The sequence below is a fragment of the Anaerobacillus sp. 1_MG-2023 genome (assembly GCF_030547345.1).
GTDB classification, from domain to species: domain Bacteria; phylum Bacillota; class Bacilli; order Bacillales; family Guptibacillaceae; genus Guptibacillus; species Guptibacillus hwajinpoensis_B.
In genome coordinates this window covers 332,995-351,548 of the sequence record NZ_JAUORD010000002.1, presented here as the reverse complement: position 1 = coordinate 351,548, position 18,554 = coordinate 332,995, and the positions used below count along the sequence as shown (strand labels likewise).

The following is an 18,554-nucleotide window of genomic DNA, read 5'->3' as shown; positions in this document are numbered from 1 at the left end:
CTCCACTATTCACAGAATATATGCTTACCAATTTGTTTGATTTGCGGCCTTGTCCAAATCCATCCAGAAGTTGCCGTGTTTGGATTGAAATAATACAATGCTTCCCCAGTTGGGTCCCATCCATTTATTGCATCAATCACAGCTTCTTTCGCTCTTTCATTTGGAGTAAGCCATATTTGTCCATCTGAGACAGCCGTAAAAGCTCTCGGTTCAAAAATCACTCCTGAAACTGTGTTTGGAAATGAAGCACTTTGAACACGGTTTAGTATGACCGCGGCAACCGCAACCTGACCTTCGTAAGGTTCCCCCCTTGATTCACCATAAACTGCGTTTGCAAGTAACTTAATGTCGTTTTGGGAATAACCGGACGGCACGTTTTTCGCCTGAGTAGTTGAGTCTTTTGGCTTATTCGTTTCATTATTTTGATTTGATTGTGAAACATTAGGACTTTGGCCACTATTCGCCTGTTGCTGAATGGAAGGATCATACTTTGTAGACTTGTTTAACTTCGCTTTCATTTCAGGACCAACTAGTCCATCAACATCCATTCCAAATTCATACTGAAAGTTTCTAACCGCCCAATAAGTCCCCCATCCAAATACGCCGTCAATTGAGCCTGTATAGAACCCTATATGCTTTAAGCGTGCTTGAAGTTCAATGACATCGCTGCCTGTTGCGCCCTTCTGGATGATTTGGTTAGAAAATGCATCTGCTCGATTCTCCATATCAAATACCATGACAAGCGGTGCACAGACTAGACCAATTATTAGAGGGATTTTTAGAATAAGAACTGTCTTTCTCATGATGTGGACCTCCCTGATCATTCTGTTTTCATAAGTGTAGTTTTTGTATCAGAAGGTATTTTATACAAAACAAAAAAGATGCCTCTTCGGCATCTTTCAAACTGTTATCATATTGGCATGTTTTCTTTCGTTTCCATTAATTCTGCTTGATTAAGGTTTGCAGCTTTGATTTTCCTTACACCTATAAACCATAGAACAAGCATAAATGGAATCATTAAATAGATGGTATTGCTGTTCACCTGAAGAACTAAATAATTATATGTTCCGTGAAACATAAATGGAACGAAAAGAGATAGAGAAATCCACTTTCCAATCTTATTTTGCAATGAGAATTTTCCCCTTCCAAGATAAGAACCCATAATTAAGCCAAATAAAGCGTGGCTTGAAACAGGAAGAAGCGCTCTCCACCATGCTTCTTGAATGCCATATGCAAAAAGATAAAAGACATTTTCAACAGATGCAAACCCTAGTGAGATAGCAACACCATAAACAATCCCATCATAAAACTCATGAAACTCTATATGGATGTATACAGTAAAATAGAAAATAAACCATTTTAGAAATTCTTCAAGCAGTCCAGACATCAAGTAAGCTTGACTGAATGGTGATTGCAAGAAGTTTTCGATCTCAAAACCATGCTGAATCACCATTACTGGAAATACTAACATAGCGCCAAACACAAAACTTCGTACAACCGGGCCTATTGGCTCAGATTCATACTGATGTTGTTTCAAATAAAAAAAACAAAGAAGCGCAATGCCTGGTGCTATTCCAGCAGTTATTGCTGCTAACATAGGCTTTCCCCATTTCTATCCTGAACCTCATTTTTAAGCAGGCTCAGTCATACCTATACTTTTATAATCGTATCATGTTACTTTATTTAAGGAAACAATTATTAGGAAAACGATGAGGTGACGCAATGAGCAAGCTATTGATCATTCATACCGGAGGAACTATCGCTATGGAGGAAAATAAGAACTCTGGTGCTGTTAGCCCAGGTAAAGAAAATCCTCTAAATGCAACACTGAGCGAATTACTAATCGGAAATGACGTTATTGTTGATGATTACATTAACATTCCCTCCCCGCATATGACACCTGAGGTCATGTTTACTATTGCGGAAAGGATTGAAACGAGAATCAAAGAAGAACACATCAGCGGAGTGGTTATAACGCATGGAACCGACACACTAGAAGAAACAGCTTACCTTCTAGATCTTGTTCTCCAAACAGATCTGCCTGTCGTCGTAACAGGTGCGATGCGCTCAAGCAATGAGCTTGGCTCTGATGGGCCATATAATCTTCTCTCATCCATAAAAGTAGCTTCTTGCCATGAAGCTAAAGGAAAAGGCGTGCTTGTTGTGTTGAACGATGAAATACATACAGCAAAAAATGTGACAAAAACGCATACGAGTAACGTTTCCACTTTTCAAAGTCCTCAATATGGCCCTATCGGGATCGTTACAAAACAACGTGTCTTCTTTCATCATACTTTAACGATGAGAGACCGCTATCATATTTCTGGACTAACGAAAAATGTCATGCTTCTAAAGGCTTATGCAGGAATGGATTCACAGCTACTATTTGCTGCTGGAGATATTGGCATTAATGGCATCGTAATAGAGGCGCTTGGACAGGGGAATTTACCACCGGATATGATGGAGGGAATCAAACATCTAAGAGAGAAAGGAATCGCCATCGTCATGGTTTCTAGGTGTTTTAATGGCATTGTACAAGATGTTTATGGTTATAAAGGCGGTGGCAAGCATTTAAAAGAACATGGAGTAATTTTCTCTAACGGATTAAATGGACAAAAAGCGCGTTTGAAATTACTCGTTGCACTCGAAGCAACAGAAGACCCAAAGGAATTACACAATTTCTTTTTACGATGATGAAACAGAGACCTTCCCTGATTTGTAAAAGCACAAAAACCTACCTTAATTGGTAGGTTTTTGTGCTTTCCCTATGATTGACTGAGCTATTAATGCACCGTGTAGCCTGCCATTCTCAATAAAAATCTCATTGGCGTTATTTCCAGCGGCAATCACACCAGCAATATAACAATTCTCTACATTCGTCTCCATCGAATCTTTATCGAAAGCAGGTCGCCCGCTTTGTTGATCAATTTCTATACCGATTTTTGTCAAAAATGAATGATCAGGATGATAACCGGTCATGGCGAATACAAAATCATTCGGTATGCTCTTCTGTTCACCCTTCACTTCATATACGACTTCTTTTTCTTTCACTTCCAATAATGAAGCATTAAACTCCATTGTCACTTTCTTATTTCTAACGAGAGCTTCAAATTCCGGTAAAATCCATGGTTTTACACTTTTTGAATATTCCGCTCCTCTATAAAGAATCGTAACTCTTGCCCCAGCTTTTTCAAGCTCTAATGCTGCGTCAACTGCTGAGTTTTTACCGCCTATCACAACAATATCCTGGTCAAAATAAGGGTGCGGCTCTTTAAAGTAGTGCAAAACCTTATCGAGGTTTTCTCCTTTAACACCCATAAAGTTAGGACTATCATAATATCCTGTTGCAATGATTAAATGCTGTGCGCGGTATGTTATTTTTTTGGATTCGTGCACTTTTTCCGTTTCAATAATAAATGCACCATTCTCCTTAGTTATCAAATTTGCTTTTTCAAAGGAATGAATACGAAGATCTTTTCTTTTAGCAACGTCCCGATAGTAAGCAAGGGCCTGATTTCGTTTTGGCTTCCGCTCTTCAATTATGAAAGGTACTTCACCAATTTCAAGCTTTTCACTTGAACTAAAAAATGTTTGATGCGTTGGATAATGATAAATAGCATTCACGATATTGCCTTTTTCGATAATTAGAGGATCGTATCCCTCATTCATTAATTCAATTGCCGCAGACATTCCACAAGGACCTGCGCCAATGATAACCACTTGTTCTTCTCTCATCTCACTCACTCCCGAACCTATCCATAAGAAATGGAACATTTCTTTTTATTCTACTCTTTGCAATAGAAAAATTCCCTACCTGAATGATAGGGAATTTTCATCGGATTGGCAACTATTTATATCCATCCTCTAAATCTAGAGGCTTCAGCCATTTTACGCACGCCAACCATATATGCTGATAGTCTCATATCAACGCGACGCGTTTCAGAAGTTCGGTAAATTGAATTAAAAGCGTTTACCATTACTTTTTCAAGCTTCGCTTCTACCTCTTCTTCTGTCCAGTAGTAACCTTGGTTGTTTTGTACCCACTCAAAATAAGATACCGTTACACCACCAGAACTTGCAAGAACATCTGGCACGAGTAAAATACCACGATCCGTTAAAATTTTTGTAGCTTCAATCGTTGTAGGACCGTTAGCCGCTTCCACAACAATACTTGCTTTAATTTGATGTGCGTTGTCTTCTGTAATTTGATTCTCAATAGCAGCTGGAACAAGAATATCACAATCAAGTTCAAGAAGCTCCTTGTTGCTAATTGTTTCTTTAAAGAGCTTTGTAACTGTTCCAAAACTATCACGTCGGTCTAATAAGTAGTCAATGTCAAGACCTTCAGGATCATGAAGAGCTCCATATGCATCTGATATTCCTACAATCTTAGCACCCGCATCATGCATGAATTTTGCTAGAAAACTACCCGCATTTCCAAAACCTTGAATAACGACACGTGCACCTTCTATTTTGATATCCTTTTTCTTAGCAGCTTCGCGAATACAAATGGTAACGCCCTTCGCGGTAGCGGATTCACGACCATGAGAACCACCTAATACGAGAGGTTTACCAGTAATAAATCCAGGAGAATCAAATTCTCTAATTCGACTATACTCATCCATCATCCAGGCCATAATTTGAGAGTTCGTGAATACATCTGGTGCCGGTATATCTTTTGTTGGACCTACAATTTGACTAATTGCTCTTACATACCCTCGACTCAATCGTTCTAGTTCTCTAAAAGACATCTCACGCGGATCACAAATAATTCCACCTTTACCTCCTCCATAAGGAAGGTCTACAATCCCTGCTTTAAGGCTCATCCATACAGATAGTGCTTTAACTTCTGTTTCTGTCACGTCTGGATGGAAGCGAACGCCACCTTTAGTGGGTCCTACAGAATCATTGTGCTGCGCACGATACCCAGTGAATATTTTTATAGAGCCATCATCCATTCGAATTGGAATCCGAACTGTCATTAATCTCATTGGTTCCTTTAATAGCTCATAAACTTCGCTCGGATAGCCTAATTTGTCCAGCGCTTCGTGAATGACTGATTGCGTCGACTCTAATACGTTCCGTTTCTTCTTATTTCCTTGTCCATTATCTGTTTCGTTTTTGTCGACCATTGCTTTACCTCCCATTACTGTGCACTTACTCTGCTGTTTTTGTACTTTTTAGGCTAAATGAAGCATAGCCTATTCGATTTTAATTGTTAAAGTTCATATGTTGTTTATAGAATGTTCCATTGCTCTGCTTTCAAAACATAGTATACACGTTTAGGTAAGCTATGAGAAGGCATTCATGCTACATTTATGCAAATTGTTCCATAGTAATGAAAACGCTTACTAAGTAGAGGCGTAGTCATATCAATTAAAAAGAAGACCTCACAATTTGTGAGGTCTCTCCTTTTACTATTTTTTTAATCCTAAATGAATAAGGTTTTCAATCATCTGTTCATAGGAATATCCAATCTCTTTAGCCGCGTCAGGAAACAAGCTTGTCGGTGTCATACCTGGCAATGTATTTACTTCGAGGAAAACAGGATTCGATCCATCATTCGGTACAATATAGTCTACTCGTGAATACGTCTCACAACCAAGGAGTTCATGTGCCACTATCGACTGCTCTTGGATAAGTGTCGTATAATCAGACGATATACGTGCAGGGACAATATGCTCGCTTCCACCTTCAGAATACTTCGATTCATAATCATAGTATTCATTTTTCGGTACAATCTCTACGACAGGGAGTGGCTTAACATCACCTTTAGCTCCCATTACGGCAACCGTCACTTCTGTGCCAGAAATAAATTCCTCAAGGATTACAGTATCATCAAATCGAAATGCCTCTTCAATCCCCTGCTGAAGCTCTGCTTCGTTCTTAGCAATTGTTAAGCCTATGGTTGAGCCCTCACTGTTTGGTTTTACAACAACTGGATATCCAAAAGGTAATTCCAAAGAACGGTGGTCATCCGATTTATGAAGAACGAGATCTTGAGCAAGGCGAATGCCTGAATCTCTTAGTACTTTCTTACTTTTTGCTTTGTCCATCGCAACGGCAGATCCAAGTACTCCGGATCCTACATAAGGAATTTGTAACATATCGAGTAAACCTTGAATTCTACCATCTTCCCCATACTTACCATGAAGACCAATAAAAACAATGTCTACATCAAGTTCCATTACTTCAGCTAAGCGATCTGGATGGAAGTCAATTCCAACTACTTCATGACCGTTATTTTTTAGAGCTCTCATAATTCCTTTTCCGCTAGATAAAGAAACTTCTCTTTCTGCAGAGGTTCCTCCATAAAGTACTCCAACTTTCATTCTTTATACCTCCTGGGCTACATTTATGTATGTCATTATATTCGATAGTTAATCGAGTGGAACTAATCAAAACTTCTCTCATCATACCATGTTTTTCGAACACTATGTTATCCCTAATGACCATCGATAAATAATATTATTGGAAAAAAGTCTTTTACTTTTTGTATACTGGCAGTAATCTTATTTATGAAAGGAAATACCCTTATGTCTCAAACATTTATGTTTGTCTTCGCTCACCCTGATGATGAGAGCTTTACTTGCGGAGGAACATTATTAGAGTTAGCGAACAAAAAAGATATTAAAACCGTTTTATATAGTGCCACACCTGGCGACGCTGGTAAATGCGGCGAACCAGCTATTTGTCGCCCCGAAGAACTCGCATCCGTTCGACGGAAAGAACTTGAAAAAGCTTCTAAGCTACTTGGCATCGATGAATTATATATCGGTGAATATCAGGACGGGAAGTTAAATTCTTTGCCTCCAAATGTGCTTAAAAATGATGTAATCAACCGAATCAAAGAAGTTAAACCTGAAGTTGTCATCACTTTTCCACCTCATGGATTATCAGGGCATCCTGACCATAAAGCGATTCAAGCTGCAACGCTCCAGGCAGTGCACGAAACAAACATTGTGAAGGAATTATACTACACTACCTTCCCACAGTCATTAGCTGATGAAACAGGCCATCCTGCTTTTTCTGACCCTGATGATTCGATTACATTGATGAAATCATTCTCAAGTAACCATATAAATACCGTAAGAAAAGCTCTTCTTGCGCATCGAACGCAACACCTGTCCGTTGAAAGAGCTTTTCCAACCATATATAATCAAGAAGGTTTCATGAAATATAACAATAAAGAATATTTCATTAAAGCGTGGGAAAACGCCGAACCTTCATCTAAATCCCTCCTCACCTAAAAAAACCTCCCATGGGAGGTTTTTTCGTGTTCAAGAAAGCAATAACTGAATCATTTCGAATGTTAAGAAACAAATTGGAATGATTCAGATAACCACCAGAACCTTATTTGAAATAATGATTTAACTGCTCGATTGCAGTTGTCTTCATAATCTGTTTGCCGTATTCCATCACCCGGTAGCTTGTAATTGTGGAAGGATTCCCAAATTCAGCCAGTAAAGCAACTAAAGAATCTAATTCATACTCTGCAAATTCCTCTTCATCAAACTTAAGATAAAAATGGTTTTGATAGGAATAAAGTGTTCCTCCTTGTATACCCACATTGATCAATCTTTTCGAAAGACCAATCACATCTTCAAAAGAACGAAACTCATAGAAAACTTCATCGCTTTCATCAAGGGTCACTTGCATTTCAATATACTCATCGTTGTAGTCCTCTTCAAATTCACTATCACCGGAACCTTTTGTGACAATGACTACCATTCCCTGAGCAGGAAGTGAAAATACTTCTACAGCGATAGGACCATCTACTTTAAATCCAAGTTCATCATCAGCTTCCATGATCATCTCACGAAAAAGCCTATGAACTTTCGGTACGTCCTGCCAGAGCTCTTCTTTCGTAATTCCACGCTCATTTAAATCGTCATAAGTTAGAAATATTTTTATTTTATCATATGCTAAACGTTCAAGACGCATCTAATTCCCCCCTACCGTCTGTCACCCGCAAATCCTTTATTCATACTATATGTGATAATACAAAGATGGTTCTTGGTTGACGATATTCTTCTAGTTTACACTGTCAAAGGAAGCTTAGACAAGTCAAGTCCACTTTCAACTAAGTAGTAAGCTTTTGAATTTTATCTTTAATCCAGGCATCCCATTCTTCTTTATTATTTCCAACTAAAAACGGTTCGTAAGCCTGTCTCTTTTCATCACGTAAATGTGCAATAGCTGAACCACCTACTCCAATGGTTAATTCAGAGAAACGTTGGTCCAATCGATCAATCAAACCTAGACACCTTGGTAAATTCGTCATCAACGTGCATGATAGAAACAGAATTTTGGGGTCGGTATCTTCTACGACGATTTCAATATCCTCTTCTGGTATGCTCGATCCGAGATAAATAACTTCGAACCCTTTCCGCCTAAGATACAGAGTAAAAATTAACAATCCAAGTTCATGGTATTCACCAGTTGAGCAAACAGCCATTACTTTTGGAAGGTACCCATCGACAGGAAGCGTATGGAAAATCATACCGATTCTAGAACGAAGAAAAGCGGTAGTAAAATGCTCATGAGCTATGGTTATTTTGTCATTTTCCCATAGGTCTCCAACCCTCACTAGTAGTTTAGCCAATATATCATGAACAACTTTATCTATACTGAAGACAGAGAAAGCCTGGTTCAACAAATCTTGCGCTTTATTCTCATCAAAAGCTAAAAGGGCTTCAAGGATTTCATCAGCTAAGATTTGAGCCCTATCCTGCACCATATCAGTGCCCATACTATCCGTATCTGATGAATCATTTCCATTCTCAAGCAATTCTACAGCCTGACTAATTGTAAAGCCTTGCGTTGTTTTTTGGACCAGCCATTTTAATATAGACATATGCTCTTCCGAATAAAGACGATGACCAGCTTCATTTCTTATTGGAGAAATAATATTATAACGCCTCTCCCATGCCCTCAAGGTCCCGGGTTGAATACCTAATTTTTTCGAGACCGCTTTAATATTATACTTACCTGCAGACATAGTCATCTTCCCCTCTAATACAGCCATTATCACACCTAGTATAAAGGGTGAATGATGTTTGTGTAAACTTTGTATAAGCGTTGCTTTGTTTTTTTGTATTTATTTCCTTTTTAATATAAAAATATGTGACTCAGCTGGTGCCATTAATCTTAACGGTAAAGTTGTTGTGCCATATCCATTGCTGATTACTACGGTTGTCCCATTAATATTCTTAATTCCACCTTTTTCTCTTATCCCCCATCCAAACAGTCGAATCTGACCTCCATGAGTATGTCCGGATAAAATCAATTGAACCCCACTATCTTCTGGCCAATCTTGTTTAATGTCCGGATTATGACTAACCAGGATCTTAATATCTTCTGACGCTTCATTAAGCGCATCCTGAAGTGAAGCGTTTTCTGTTGAAAGGTCATCAATTCCTAATAAGCTTATTCCATCATTATTTTTCATTACCGTTTCTGCCTGGTTTTTTAAGATATGGATTCCGTTATCAACTAGAATTTTTTGTAGTTTTGCAGGATTTTCTTCATAATCGTTATTCCCCCAAACGAAATAACAAGGGGCGAGAGCGCTAAGATTCCTCATGTTTTGAGCAACCTTATCAAAAGATACCCCTTTTTCCATTACGTCTCCACCTATTACTACAATATCAACCTGATCTCTCACCTTTTCTAAAATTTTCTCAGAAACCAATCGATTGTGTAAATCTGAGATAAAAAAAATCCGAAATGATTCAAAGCTTTTTGGTAGTTGTTTAATGTAAAGTTCCTTCGTGTGGACACGATTTAGATGAGCTTCACCCCACATATAAATTAGTAACAGTACACCTGCCAAAAAGATCCCAATGATATAGTTCATGTTTCATTGCTCCTCTGAAAGCGTTTCACTTCTCTTGCAGCTCTTATATTAGCCGACAAACCACCATATATAAATGCCATCACGAGAGATGCTAGAGATAACCACTTATTATTTTGAAACAATACCCAGTATACGCCAATTAACAAACTACCTTCAATACAGAACGTTATAAGGTGAGCTTTGTTTTTAATTCCGAATGCAAGAAAACTCTCTACATGCTCCCTGATTACTCTTGCCACGACTAAAAATCCAAATAAAAAACAAATCGCCCCAAAACCATAGCGCGCACTGTTTAACATTAAATCTGTAAAGGTCATACTTTTTAAATTCAAGTTACTTTCAGCTAAATACAGCAAACAAAATATTGTCATAACCCTTATCAAGAGAAGCGGCATAGTAAAACCCCCCACTCTAACGTATGTAAGAGTAGGAGGCTTTATGGGTACTAATATCTCATACTTCTTTAATATCGAGTACTTTAAATCCATTCTGTTCAAGTTTTGCTATAAATTGATCGATATTTTCTTTTTTCTCGATCTTCATTACAATCCTTCGTACATTTTGGTTTGACTCGTCAAAAGTAGAGAGGGAAATAATATTTTCATGAAAACTCTTTGCTATTTTAGCTAGTCTTGCAATTCTTCCTTCTGTTTCAGAAGATGCAAAAGCAATTCGAATGCCCGGCTTTCTCATACCAAAAGCACTTTGGAATTGATCAAGTATATCTGATCTAGTAATGATTCCAATGAAATCTTCCTTTTGATCAACCACGGCTACAAGTGGTGCATTTTTAGCTAAAAGGAGCGTATTCTCAAACACTTCCTCCTGATTAACCGTAACATTTTTTTGGAAAGCAATATCCCCTGCATTGGTTTCCCTAAGAAACATTTCTTTATCGGTTGCATCACTTTTGAAAAACGCTTTGTAAATGCGATTAAAAGTAACAATACCAACATATTTCGTTCCCTGGATAACGGGGACACCATCAATTTCACGATCCTTCAATAATTTTAGGGTTTCATCCAACTTTGTGTCATGATTCACATAAACAGTTTCTCTAATTGGTTTCATTGCACTACGTACATACACTACTATCACCTCTTTGTAAGATCATTACTCTTAATTAATACCACATTTCAAAGATAATATCCTTCTAAATGAGAAATTCATGTGATATTGAGGCGATTTCTTCCGTAAATTGGGCTTTTTAATTGCTTGAAGATTCAGTCTTTTTGAGGTAAGATTAAAGCATAACCAGACCAATTGGGACGGAAACAATAAAACGGAGATGATGGATCTATGATAAACAAACTTAAAACCAAATCATTGTTACGTAATGAAGATTTGGATTTCAACCGTCGTTTAGGTATGCCCGTAGAAGTTTTCTGCCCAAAACTTAAAGATACTGTTGCCTTCGGAAAAATTGAAATGTTTGCAGAAGATGCGCTTTCCATTAACGGAAGTCATTTCCAAATCGAACAATATTTATTTTTCGGTTGTCCTGAACAAAGATAAAGTTCACTTGTAATAAAGGTTAATTCCATGTTGATCTTTCAAATATTTAAAAACAGCATGACGATTTTGCCACTGCAATTGTCCTTCAAAAAGTTCATCACTTCGATCTAATATCTCCAATCTTAAAGATTCAAATTCTTCCTCGGCCTTTTTGCATTTTTTTGCAATCTTTCTTAATTGAAAATATGCTACTATACTCAAACTAATCATCAACATAAAAAATGGCATCAATGACGGGGAGAACCCATTTACAAATAAAGATGAGTTTTTTTCTAGCTCGTACCAAAATAGTCCGCCTATACCTAAAAGTAAACATGAAAGAACATACCCATAAAATTGAGATTTTCCATTAAACTGTATTTCAGCATTTTTTCTTTCCACTAACTCTTCTAACAAGACGTTTGTCATTTTAGATTGTGGCTGTGGAAGATTCCATTGTTTGAACGCATCCACTCTAGTCCCCCCTTTTATAGAAACTAGTTTATGCAACATATGCGCCAGATAATACAGGGGGGGCATTGAATAAGAGAAACATATTAAGAAAAATAAGAATATAAAAGAAATATGGCAACCATGCTTATAAATAGCAGCGCGAGCACTCGGATTAGCGCAAGAGATGGAAGTTCATTCTCTTCACTACCTTTGCTTCGTGCCTGCTTTTTTTGTTTTTCCTTATTCCGATGGAATTCCTTCCTAGAGGGTAGCGGACGATCGTTTTTCATAAGACTCACCTTTCATGATGTAGTTACTCACAGACGTGTCTTCCTTTTTATCAAACAACCCATAATAAAATCAATAAAAAAATGAGCTGACATCGTGACAAGAACATTACCTGTCACCTCATATAAAATACCTAGCAAAAAACTGATTCCTACAACAGATGTGAATAATACTGGCTTAGAAAGATACCTAACATGTATCATTGCAAATAATAAACTTGAAAGTATTAGTCCGAAGTGTGTTTGAATGACTCCTCGAAACATCAGTTCCTCACTGAAAGATATAAGAAATGACAAAAAGAAGATATGTTGCACAGAAAGCTTGGAAAATATCCGTTCGTTAATCCCTCCATCATCTAATTTCTCATCCGGAAGAGATTTCATCAAAAGAAGATCAGCTAGAACAACGAGTAAGCCTGCACCACCTCCTAGGAAGAGTATATCACTCCAATTGAATTCCACAATTTTAGGAAGAAACCATATCTCCCCAAATAGAAAAGCCCCCAATACAAAGGCTAGAATAAGCATGATCGCCTGTGTTAAGTAAACATTTAATACTAGCTCACGATCAGTTAATTGTTTTACTATTTCAGCCTGTCGGTTTCTCACTGGTATCCTCCCCGCACACTGTCAGCATCCGTTTCAGTTCAGCATCCCAGTCAAATTCTTCTTGTGGTGAGGAATCACTTTGATCATAACTAGCTGTATAATCTTCAAGGTTTAAACCACAATAATCACAACACGGGTCAATGATATGATTCGTTTCACCGAACCTAACTAATAAACCTTTTCTTCGACACTGCTCTTCTTCTAACCAGCTTTTGAATCCAAACCACTTAGCAAGTTTTTCTTTGCGCCGGATTTCTGTTTCATCTATTATTTTCATTAAAGTAGAATCGACATCAAAAGAGCGAATAACTTTATCCTCTATCACTCCTTCAACTTCTAGGCGGTGGAACAAATAACGCCACGCCGTCTCATTCAACCCAAACTTCGCGCCTTCACTTTCTATTTGATTACTTGAATATGTTTCACCTGATCGGCTAGATAAGTCTCTCATAACTTCTTTAATTTGCACCTCTTTAGGCAGTTCTCCGTCAATAAATGAAAGGGGTAGAAATTCATCTTCTTCTGTATACAAGTGAATAGCTATCGCTTGATTTTGATCCCTTCCCGCTCGACCAATTTCTTGCAAATAGCTTTCGATTGTAGCTGGGGGATGAAAGTGAATCACAAATCGAATGTTGCTCTTGTTAATACCCATTCCAAAAGCATTTGTCGAGCAAACAATGGATAGCTCATCATTTAGAAACTGCTGCTGTATCAATAACCGATCTTCCTGCTCCATTCCTGCGTGATAAGATGCTACGGTTTTCATGTCATCATTTAATTCTTTTGCAATTCTATCTGCCCAGTTCCTGCTTGAGAAATAGATGATTCCAGGTCCTTCTAACTCATTAGCATACCGCTTTAACGCTTGGATTTTCGTTTCAAGTGAAGGCAATTTATCTAGCTTAATAGCAATGTTAGGTCGATCGACGCTGTGTATATGAATAGCGGGTATCTTCATGTGCAATTGATCCATAACATCATTCCGCACTTCATCTGTAGCTGTAGCTGTTAACGCAAGAACCGGAGGTTTACCAAGCTTGTCTCTAATCACACCAAGTTTTAAGTAGTCTGTTCGAAAATCATGCCCCCATTGAGAAATACAATGTGCTTCATCCACGACCATTAACCCTAAATCCAATTGAGTTAAAGCATCTTGCACAAACTTATTTTGAAGAATTTCTGGCGATACGTAAATAAATGTATAACGTGATAAGTTTTTAAGAATCGAGATTCGTTTCTCAAAGGGAAGAAAACCATTTAACGCAACGACTCGCTTTTCTCCTTGTGCTTTTAATTGCTGTACTTGATCTTCCATTAACGATACGAGAGGCGAAACAATAAGAATATGTGCCAGGCCTGCATATGCTGGAAGTTGATAACAAAGCGATTTACCTGCACCTGTAGGAAGCATCGCAAAAACATCTTTTCCTTCTAGCACATCCAAGATGATTTCCTGCTGTCCTTGACGAAATTCGCGGTATCCAAAATGCTTGTATAACAAGTCTGTTAAAGCCATTAAATCCCTTCCTTACAAAGTGTTAATCGGATTTCAAAGTATGAATAATTATCATCTAAATACTGTTTGATTGTTTTTAACCGCTGACTGTTTATTTTCTCGCTGGCTAATCGGATTTCCCTCTGTGCATCTTGAGATACAAAAGGATCAATTGAGAAACCAGGTACATTTATTGCAATTTCTACGAGGTGATCCTCGATCGTGCTTCTCTTTAATCGACGCCTTTGAGCTATTTGTTCTAGCGACACTCCCGATTGAAGAATGGTATACGTCTGCCTAGTTGAAGACGTCAACGGCCACTCGCCCTCATACCCTTTTGCCACTGTTCCCAATATAGGGAATTGAAGAGGATTCTTTTGAATATACGTAAGAAAAGCATGAATTACATTCTGAAATTGTACTGTAGCTTCTTCCACACTAATCTTGTTCGATTTACTAATTTGAACAAAAGTAAGTCCTGTCCTTCCTTTACCACTTAGCCGTTTGACAAATAATGCCGCCTGATGTGCTGGGAGGTGGAGTAAAATAGCTGATATTTCTTTGTACAAATCATTTGCTAAAATGGCTCGCTGTTCTTTCACGCTTGGAAAGTGTAGCCTGACCCAATTTTGAATATTATCTTCTTTGCTTATAGGATAAAAATTCATGTTTCCATGGATTGAATAAGATAGCGTTTGAACGTATAAACTAAGCCGCTGCCAGAATAAATCACTAATAGAATGATACTTCCATCCTTCTAAGTATGTGGGAATAGGATTATCCACTAGGAAAGCGCTCAATTTTTCTTGGCCTTCTAATGTGACCTTGAAACCATCATGTTGGTTAGGCTCAATCAATTTAACTTTTTGAAGCCTAACGGAATGATCTACGAGTTGAGATCGTTTGATTTGCTTCAAAACACCAAAAAAATTTGAAACGTTAAATAGTTTTGCATCCTGAATCGTTTGTGAAGATTTTTTCCCAGTAAGGAGATGGAGAACGGCTGAAAGTGAACGCTCTCCCCTAAAACGGTCAAAAATATATAATAGCACACCGTCTAAATATTGCATGTATCAATCACCCAATTCCTTCTTCTTTATATTGTATCAAATTTTTTCATCTGTTTACTTATTTTAAAACCGGGTAACATTCAATTAGGCGGTAATAAAAGGATTAAACTATTGAAAAGTCAAGTCGCGACCTTTACAATAAGGTTATTAAATACTTTCATTTACGCATAAATTGACGATGAAAGGCATATAGAAGTATTGAATAGGAGGTTAAATCATGGCTAAGTATACTATTGTAGATAAAGACACATGTATTGCTTGTGGTGCCTGCGGCGCTGCTGCACCTGATATTTATGATTACGACGACGAAGGTATCGCATTTGTAACCCTCGATGACAACGAAGGTATCGTTGAAATTCCAGATGTACTTCATGAAGATATGATGGATGCATTTGAAGGCTGTCCTACTGATTCTATTAAGATTGCTGATGAGTCATTTGACGGAGACGCTACAAAATTCGAATAATAAAGAATGGAATCCCTGGTTTTAATACCGGGGGTTTTTTATTTTCGCATCTTTTTCTCTAAAAATGTTCCTAATGAAATTGACACTTTAGTGCTTTCATGATAAAAAGTAAGTTATTAAGTTTTCTAAAAAATGAGAAGAGAGAGACAAAGGGAGTGGAGAAGTTGGCTTACGTTTTAGTAACTGATGGTATTAAGGAAGATGGCTTACAGCCGCTTTTGAATGAAAGCACGATAACATGTGACATTGGATCATTAAATGACTTCAATGATCGTCTAGATCGCTATGAAGCCTTGCTTGTAAGAAGCGCGACAAAAGTAACAGCAGAAGTGCTCGATCAAATGCCTTCGCTTAAGATTGTTGCAAGAGCAGGGGTCGGTGTTGATAACATCGATATTGATGCCGCAACGAAACGAGGCGTCATTGTAGTTAATGCACCTGACGGCAACACTATCTCAACAACAGAACATACTTTTGCAATGATGGCTTCACTCGTTCGAAATATTCCTCAGGGAACGTCGTCATTGAAAAAAGGACAATGGATGAGAAAACAGTATGTCGGAACAGAGTTAAGTGGAAAAACCCTTGGCATTGTAGGAATGGGACGTATCGGTACAGAACTTTCTAGACGCTCTAGAGCGTTTGGTATGGATGTCGTCGTATTTGATCCATTCCTAACAAATGATCGAGCGGAAAAACTCGATGTGGAGTCCGTTGATTTGGATCAGCTGCTTCAAACGGCAGATATTATCACTGTTCATACTCCTTTAACTGATAAAACACGTGGACTCTTAAATAAAGAAACGCTAGCAAAAACTAAAAAAGGTGTTTTCTTAATTAACTGTGCTCGTGGAGGAATTATTGATGAAGAATCACTCATTCCTTACCTCGAATCAGGTCACATTGGTGGCGTAGCACTTGATGTGTTTGTGGCAGAACCACCAGAAGCTGACCACCCTCTCTTAAGCTTTGATCAAGTTATTGCAACTCCACACCTTGGGGCTTCTACAAAAGAAGCACAACTCAATGTTGCTGCTCAGGTAGCAGACGAAGTACTACACTTCCTGAAAGAGAAACCAATTCGAAATGCGATCAACCTCCCTGGTTTTTCAAAAGAAGAATACGAAAAAATCAAACCATATTACGAACTAACTCGTAAGATGGGAAGTATACTCTCACAATGTATGAAATCAGCAGTGAATCTCGTAGAAGTCACTTATGCCGGAAAGCTAACTGAATTAGATACAGCAATCTTGACAAGGAATTTAATGGCGTCCTTCCTTAAATCAAGACTGGACACTACCGTTAATGAAGTAAACGCCCCTTCTATCGCTAGAGAAAGAGGGATTACTTATGGTGAGAAACATAGTTCTGAAACACAGGGATACTCAAATCTTATTTCTGTAACTGTAAAAGGGGATAAAGAGGCCTTCTCACTTCAAGGAACATATATTAAAGAATATGGAGATCGCATTACTCAGTTAAATGGATTTGATATTGATTTTCATCCTCAAGGTCACCTGCTTTATATTCAGCACAATGACCGTCCTGGTGTCATTGGAAACGTAGGAAAGGTTCTAGGGGAACATAAGATTAACATCGCCACCATGCAAGTTGGAAGAAAGACAGCAGGTGGGGAAGCGATTATGATGTTATCTTTTGATAATGCATTACCAAAAAATATTGAAGAAACTCTCGAAGAAGTGCAAGATATCGTGAAAGTAGAACAAATCGGCGGCGTTTAATTCATCTAAAAAGGAACGGGAGCAATTAGCTCCCGTTCTTTTTTTGTTGCATTTATATTCCGCTGATTTGTGCGCTCATTTGAGCAACAACTTATCTTCAATCACCTATATTTATAACGATATTGACTTGCGCTCTCCTTTTTCGAACGTCATTAATTTAGAATACCCAACTGATTTAGCAAGCTCAACCGCCTTATCATAGTCTGCACCAACGTCTCCCGGAACGTGCGCATCTGATGAGAGGACAATTGGAATATCTTTTTCATAACACATTTTAAGAAGTTCAGGATCAGGATACAATTCACCTACTGGCTTACGCAATCCCGCTGTACTAATTTCGACGCATGTTTTGGAATGAGATAAAGCATTTGTCGCTCGGTCATATTGTTCAAGTAGAAAATCACGGCTTTCTGGTTTGTATTTAAATATCTTTACAAGATCGAGATGACCTACGATATCAAACAAATTTGATTCTGCCAGTGTGACAACTTGATCAAAATATTTGCGGTAAACCGTATTAATATCACGTTCATCCCAAAGATGACGATATTCTGCTAGATCAATCCCAAAGTCTTCAACCCAATGAATGGATCCGATGACATAATCAAATCGATAGCTAGAAATAAAATCTTTCATTTCTTGATGTTTACCTGGGGTATAATCCATTTCAATGGACATCTTAACGTCCATCCCCTGTTTTTCCGCTTCCTGAAAAAGACTAACGTAGTCATCCATGTTGTACCATCTTCTTTCGTTAACCCACGGATTGCTTAAAATATTTTCTGTTTCATAAAAATGATAAGCATGTTCGGAAATCCCAAAATGGCTTACATTTTTGCGCTTTGCTTCTTCAACAAACTGAGATAAATAATCAAGGGTTAATGTACCTTTTTCTAAGTGATTGTGATAGTCAGTATACACAGCTTCAGCTCCTTTTATCGAACTAGTTTGACTCTTCCACTTGTTATTGTAACGCAATAACGGGAAACAAGGATACCTATTCCTTACTCTTTTTCTTCGGTATAAAATGTCACCAATCAAACAAAGAGCTTCCGATTAATTCGGAAACTCTC

General features: G+C 38.0%; 21 protein-coding genes. 5 read left to right on the top strand and 16 right to left on the bottom strand.

Annotated elements, in window-relative coordinates; all coding sequences use genetic code 11:
* Positions 1-5 precede the first annotated feature (5 nt).
* Both sleB and prsW read right to left on the bottom strand, forming a co-directional pair.
* Positions 6-737 carry a spore cortex-lytic enzyme gene (sleB, locus tag Q4550_RS05610; RefSeq protein ID WP_303531137.1) on the bottom strand — a complete coding sequence of 244 codons (732 nt, stop codon included), beginning with the start codon at positions 735-737 and terminating at the stop codon, positions 6-8.
* 173 nt (positions 738-910) lie between these two features.
* On the bottom strand, positions 911-1,597 hold the full coding sequence (prsW, locus tag Q4550_RS05605) for a glutamic-type intramembrane protease PrsW (RefSeq protein ID WP_303530946.1): 687 nt from the start codon (positions 1,595-1,597) through the stop codon (positions 911-913).
* Between the two features lie 125 nt (positions 1,598-1,722).
* Here prsW and Q4550_RS05600 point away from each other — a divergent pair, with 125 nt between their 5' ends.
* A complete protein-coding gene (locus Q4550_RS05600; RefSeq protein ID WP_303530944.1) occupies positions 1,723-2,694 on the top strand; it encodes an asparaginase in 972 nt (323 codons plus the stop codon).
* A 45-nt stretch (positions 2,695-2,739) separates the two neighbouring features.
* Here the strand turns inward: Q4550_RS05600 and Q4550_RS05595 are convergent, their stop codons facing one another.
* From Q4550_RS05595 to Q4550_RS05585, 3 genes are all read right to left on the bottom strand, one after another.
* Positions 2,740-3,735 (bottom strand): YpdA family putative bacillithiol disulfide reductase, encoded by a 996-nt coding sequence (locus Q4550_RS05595; protein ID WP_303530942.1) that lies wholly within the window; start codon positions 3,733-3,735, stop codon positions 2,740-2,742.
* 116 nt (positions 3,736-3,851) lie between these two features.
* Positions 3,852-5,132, bottom strand: a complete 1,281-nt coding sequence (locus Q4550_RS05590) for a Glu/Leu/Phe/Val family dehydrogenase (RefSeq protein ID WP_194221953.1) — start codon at positions 5,130-5,132, stop codon at positions 3,852-3,854.
* Positions 5,133-5,417: 285 nt separating this feature from the next.
* Positions 5,418-6,332, bottom strand: coding sequence for a D-alanine--D-alanine ligase family protein (locus tag Q4550_RS05585; RefSeq protein ID WP_303530940.1), 915 nt, complete (start codon positions 6,330-6,332; stop codon positions 5,418-5,420).
* Positions 6,333-6,536: 204 nt separating this feature from the next.
* Here Q4550_RS05585 and Q4550_RS05580 point away from each other — a divergent pair, with 204 nt between their 5' ends.
* Entirely contained in the window at positions 6,537-7,250 is a 714-nt protein-coding gene (locus Q4550_RS05580) for a PIG-L deacetylase family protein (RefSeq protein WP_303530938.1), read from the top strand.
* Positions 7,251-7,353: 103 nt separating this feature from the next.
* On the opposite strand, the gene Q4550_RS05575 is transcribed toward Q4550_RS05580, so the two are convergent.
* The 5 genes from Q4550_RS05575 to Q4550_RS05555 form a co-directional block, all read right to left on the bottom strand.
* Entirely contained in the window at positions 7,354-7,944 is a 591-nt protein-coding gene (locus tag Q4550_RS05575) for a genetic competence negative regulator (RefSeq protein ID WP_226613827.1), read from the bottom strand.
* A 139-nt stretch (positions 7,945-8,083) separates the two neighbouring features.
* Positions 8,084-9,007, bottom strand: a complete 924-nt coding sequence (locus tag Q4550_RS05570) for a MerR family transcriptional regulator (RefSeq protein ID WP_303531136.1) — start codon at positions 9,005-9,007, stop codon at positions 8,084-8,086.
* Between the two features lie 93 nt (positions 9,008-9,100).
* Entirely contained in the window at positions 9,101-9,859 is a 759-nt protein-coding gene (locus tag Q4550_RS05565) for a metallophosphoesterase (protein ID WP_303530935.1), read from the bottom strand.
* The gene (locus tag Q4550_RS05560) at positions 9,856-10,254 is read right to left on the bottom strand and encodes a hypothetical protein (RefSeq protein WP_206759496.1); all 399 of its coding nucleotides are present in this window, start codon (positions 10,252-10,254) and stop codon (positions 9,856-9,858) included. The genes Q4550_RS05565 and Q4550_RS05560 overlap by 4 nt, the downstream gene beginning before the upstream one ends.
* 58 nt (positions 10,255-10,312) lie before the next feature.
* The gene (locus Q4550_RS05555) at positions 10,313-10,948 is read right to left on the bottom strand and encodes a CBS domain-containing protein (RefSeq protein WP_303530931.1); all 636 of its coding nucleotides are present in this window, start codon (positions 10,946-10,948) and stop codon (positions 10,313-10,315) included.
* Between the two features lie 210 nt (positions 10,949-11,158).
* Between Q4550_RS05555 and Q4550_RS05550 the strand changes: the two genes are divergently transcribed.
* Complete coding sequence (locus Q4550_RS05550; RefSeq protein WP_194221960.1) at positions 11,159-11,374, top strand: hypothetical protein; 216 nt, start codon at positions 11,159-11,161, stop codon at positions 11,372-11,374.
* A gap of 3 nt (positions 11,375-11,377) precedes the next feature.
* Here the strand turns inward: Q4550_RS05550 and Q4550_RS05545 are convergent, their stop codons facing one another.
* From Q4550_RS05545 to Q4550_RS05525, 5 genes are all read right to left on the bottom strand, one after another.
* Complete coding sequence (locus tag Q4550_RS05545) at positions 11,378-11,827, bottom strand: DUF2663 family protein (protein WP_303530928.1); 450 nt, start codon at positions 11,825-11,827, stop codon at positions 11,378-11,380.
* Between the two features lie 83 nt (positions 11,828-11,910).
* Positions 11,911-12,096: a hypothetical protein gene (locus Q4550_RS05540; RefSeq protein ID WP_303530927.1), complete on the bottom strand. Its 186-nt coding sequence runs from the start codon at positions 12,094-12,096 to the stop codon at positions 11,911-11,913.
* 27 nt (positions 12,097-12,123) lie between these two features.
* Positions 12,124-12,702, bottom strand: a complete 579-nt coding sequence (locus Q4550_RS24565; protein ID WP_303530926.1) for a CPBP family intramembrane glutamic endopeptidase — start codon at positions 12,700-12,702, stop codon at positions 12,124-12,126.
* Entirely contained in the window at positions 12,683-14,221 is a 1,539-nt protein-coding gene (locus Q4550_RS05530; protein ID WP_303530925.1) for a RecQ family ATP-dependent DNA helicase, read from the bottom strand. The genes Q4550_RS24565 and Q4550_RS05530 overlap by 20 nt, the downstream gene beginning before the upstream one ends.
* Positions 14,221-15,270 (bottom strand): YpbB family protein, encoded by a 1,050-nt coding sequence (locus Q4550_RS05525; RefSeq protein ID WP_303530923.1) that lies wholly within the window; start codon positions 15,268-15,270, stop codon positions 14,221-14,223. The genes Q4550_RS05530 and Q4550_RS05525 overlap by 1 nt, the downstream gene beginning before the upstream one ends.
* Before the next feature lie 217 nt (positions 15,271-15,487).
* Between Q4550_RS05525 and Q4550_RS05520 the strand changes: the two genes are divergently transcribed.
* Positions 15,488-15,736 (top strand): ferredoxin, encoded by a 249-nt coding sequence (locus Q4550_RS05520; RefSeq protein WP_194221965.1) that lies wholly within the window; start codon positions 15,488-15,490, stop codon positions 15,734-15,736.
* Positions 15,737-15,900: 164 nt separating this feature from the next.
* Positions 15,901-17,481 carry a phosphoglycerate dehydrogenase gene (serA, locus tag Q4550_RS05515; protein WP_303530920.1) on the top strand — a complete coding sequence of 527 codons (1,581 nt, stop codon included), beginning with the start codon at positions 15,901-15,903 and terminating at the stop codon, positions 17,479-17,481.
* A 111-nt stretch (positions 17,482-17,592) separates the two neighbouring features.
* Here the strand turns inward: serA and Q4550_RS05510 are convergent, their stop codons facing one another.
* Entirely contained in the window at positions 17,593-18,402 is an 810-nt protein-coding gene (locus Q4550_RS05510) for a histidinol-phosphatase (RefSeq protein ID WP_303530918.1), read from the bottom strand.
* Positions 18,403-18,554: the final 152 nt, after the last annotated feature.

Excerpts from the sequence above, each read along its gene's own strand:
- sleB (WP_303531137.1), bottom strand. The coding sequence starts at position 737 with ATGGTATTTGATATGGAGAATCGAGCAGATGCATTTTCTAACCAAATC.
- Q4550_RS05575 (WP_226613827.1), bottom strand. The coding sequence starts at position 7,944 with ATGCGTCTTGAACGTTTAGCATATGATAAAATAAAAATATTTCTAACT.
- Q4550_RS05530 (WP_303530925.1), bottom strand. The coding sequence starts at position 14,221 with ATGGCTTTAACAGACTTGTTATACAAGCATTTTGGATACCGCGAATTT.
- Q4550_RS05525 (WP_303530923.1), bottom strand. The coding sequence starts at position 15,270 with ATGCAATATTTAGACGGTGTGCTATTATATATTTTTGACCGTTTTAGG.
- Q4550_RS05565 (WP_303530935.1), bottom strand. The coding sequence starts at position 9,859 with ATGAACTATATCATTGGGATCTTTTTGGCAGGTGTACTGTTACTAATT.
- Q4550_RS05580 (WP_303530938.1), top strand. The coding sequence starts at position 6,537 with ATGTCTCAAACATTTATGTTTGTCTTCGCTCACCCTGATGATGAGAGC.
- Q4550_RS05560 (WP_206759496.1), bottom strand. The coding sequence starts at position 10,254 with ATGCCGCTTCTCTTGATAAGGGTTATGACAATATTTTGTTTGCTGTAT.
- prsW (WP_303530946.1), bottom strand. The coding sequence starts at position 1,597 with ATGTTAGCAGCAATAACTGCTGGAATAGCACCAGGCATTGCGCTTCTT.
- Q4550_RS05585 (WP_303530940.1), bottom strand. The coding sequence starts at position 6,332 with ATGAAAGTTGGAGTACTTTATGGAGGAACCTCTGCAGAAAGAGAAGTT.
- Q4550_RS05595 (WP_303530942.1), bottom strand. The coding sequence starts at position 3,735 with ATGAGAGAAGAACAAGTGGTTATCATTGGCGCAGGTCCTTGTGGAATG.
- Q4550_RS05570 (WP_303531136.1), bottom strand. The coding sequence starts at position 9,007 with ATGACTATGTCTGCAGGTAAGTATAATATTAAAGCGGTCTCGAAAAAA.
- Q4550_RS05600 (WP_303530944.1), top strand. The coding sequence starts at position 1,723 with ATGAGCAAGCTATTGATCATTCATACCGGAGGAACTATCGCTATGGAG.
- Q4550_RS05520 (WP_194221965.1), top strand. The coding sequence starts at position 15,488 with ATGGCTAAGTATACTATTGTAGATAAAGACACATGTATTGCTTGTGGT.
- Q4550_RS05540 (WP_303530927.1), bottom strand. The coding sequence starts at position 12,096 with ATGAAAAACGATCGTCCGCTACCCTCTAGGAAGGAATTCCATCGGAAT.
- Q4550_RS05550 (WP_194221960.1), top strand. The coding sequence starts at position 11,159 with ATGATAAACAAACTTAAAACCAAATCATTGTTACGTAATGAAGATTTG.
- Q4550_RS05590 (WP_194221953.1), bottom strand. The coding sequence starts at position 5,132 with ATGGTCGACAAAAACGAAACAGATAATGGACAAGGAAATAAGAAGAAA.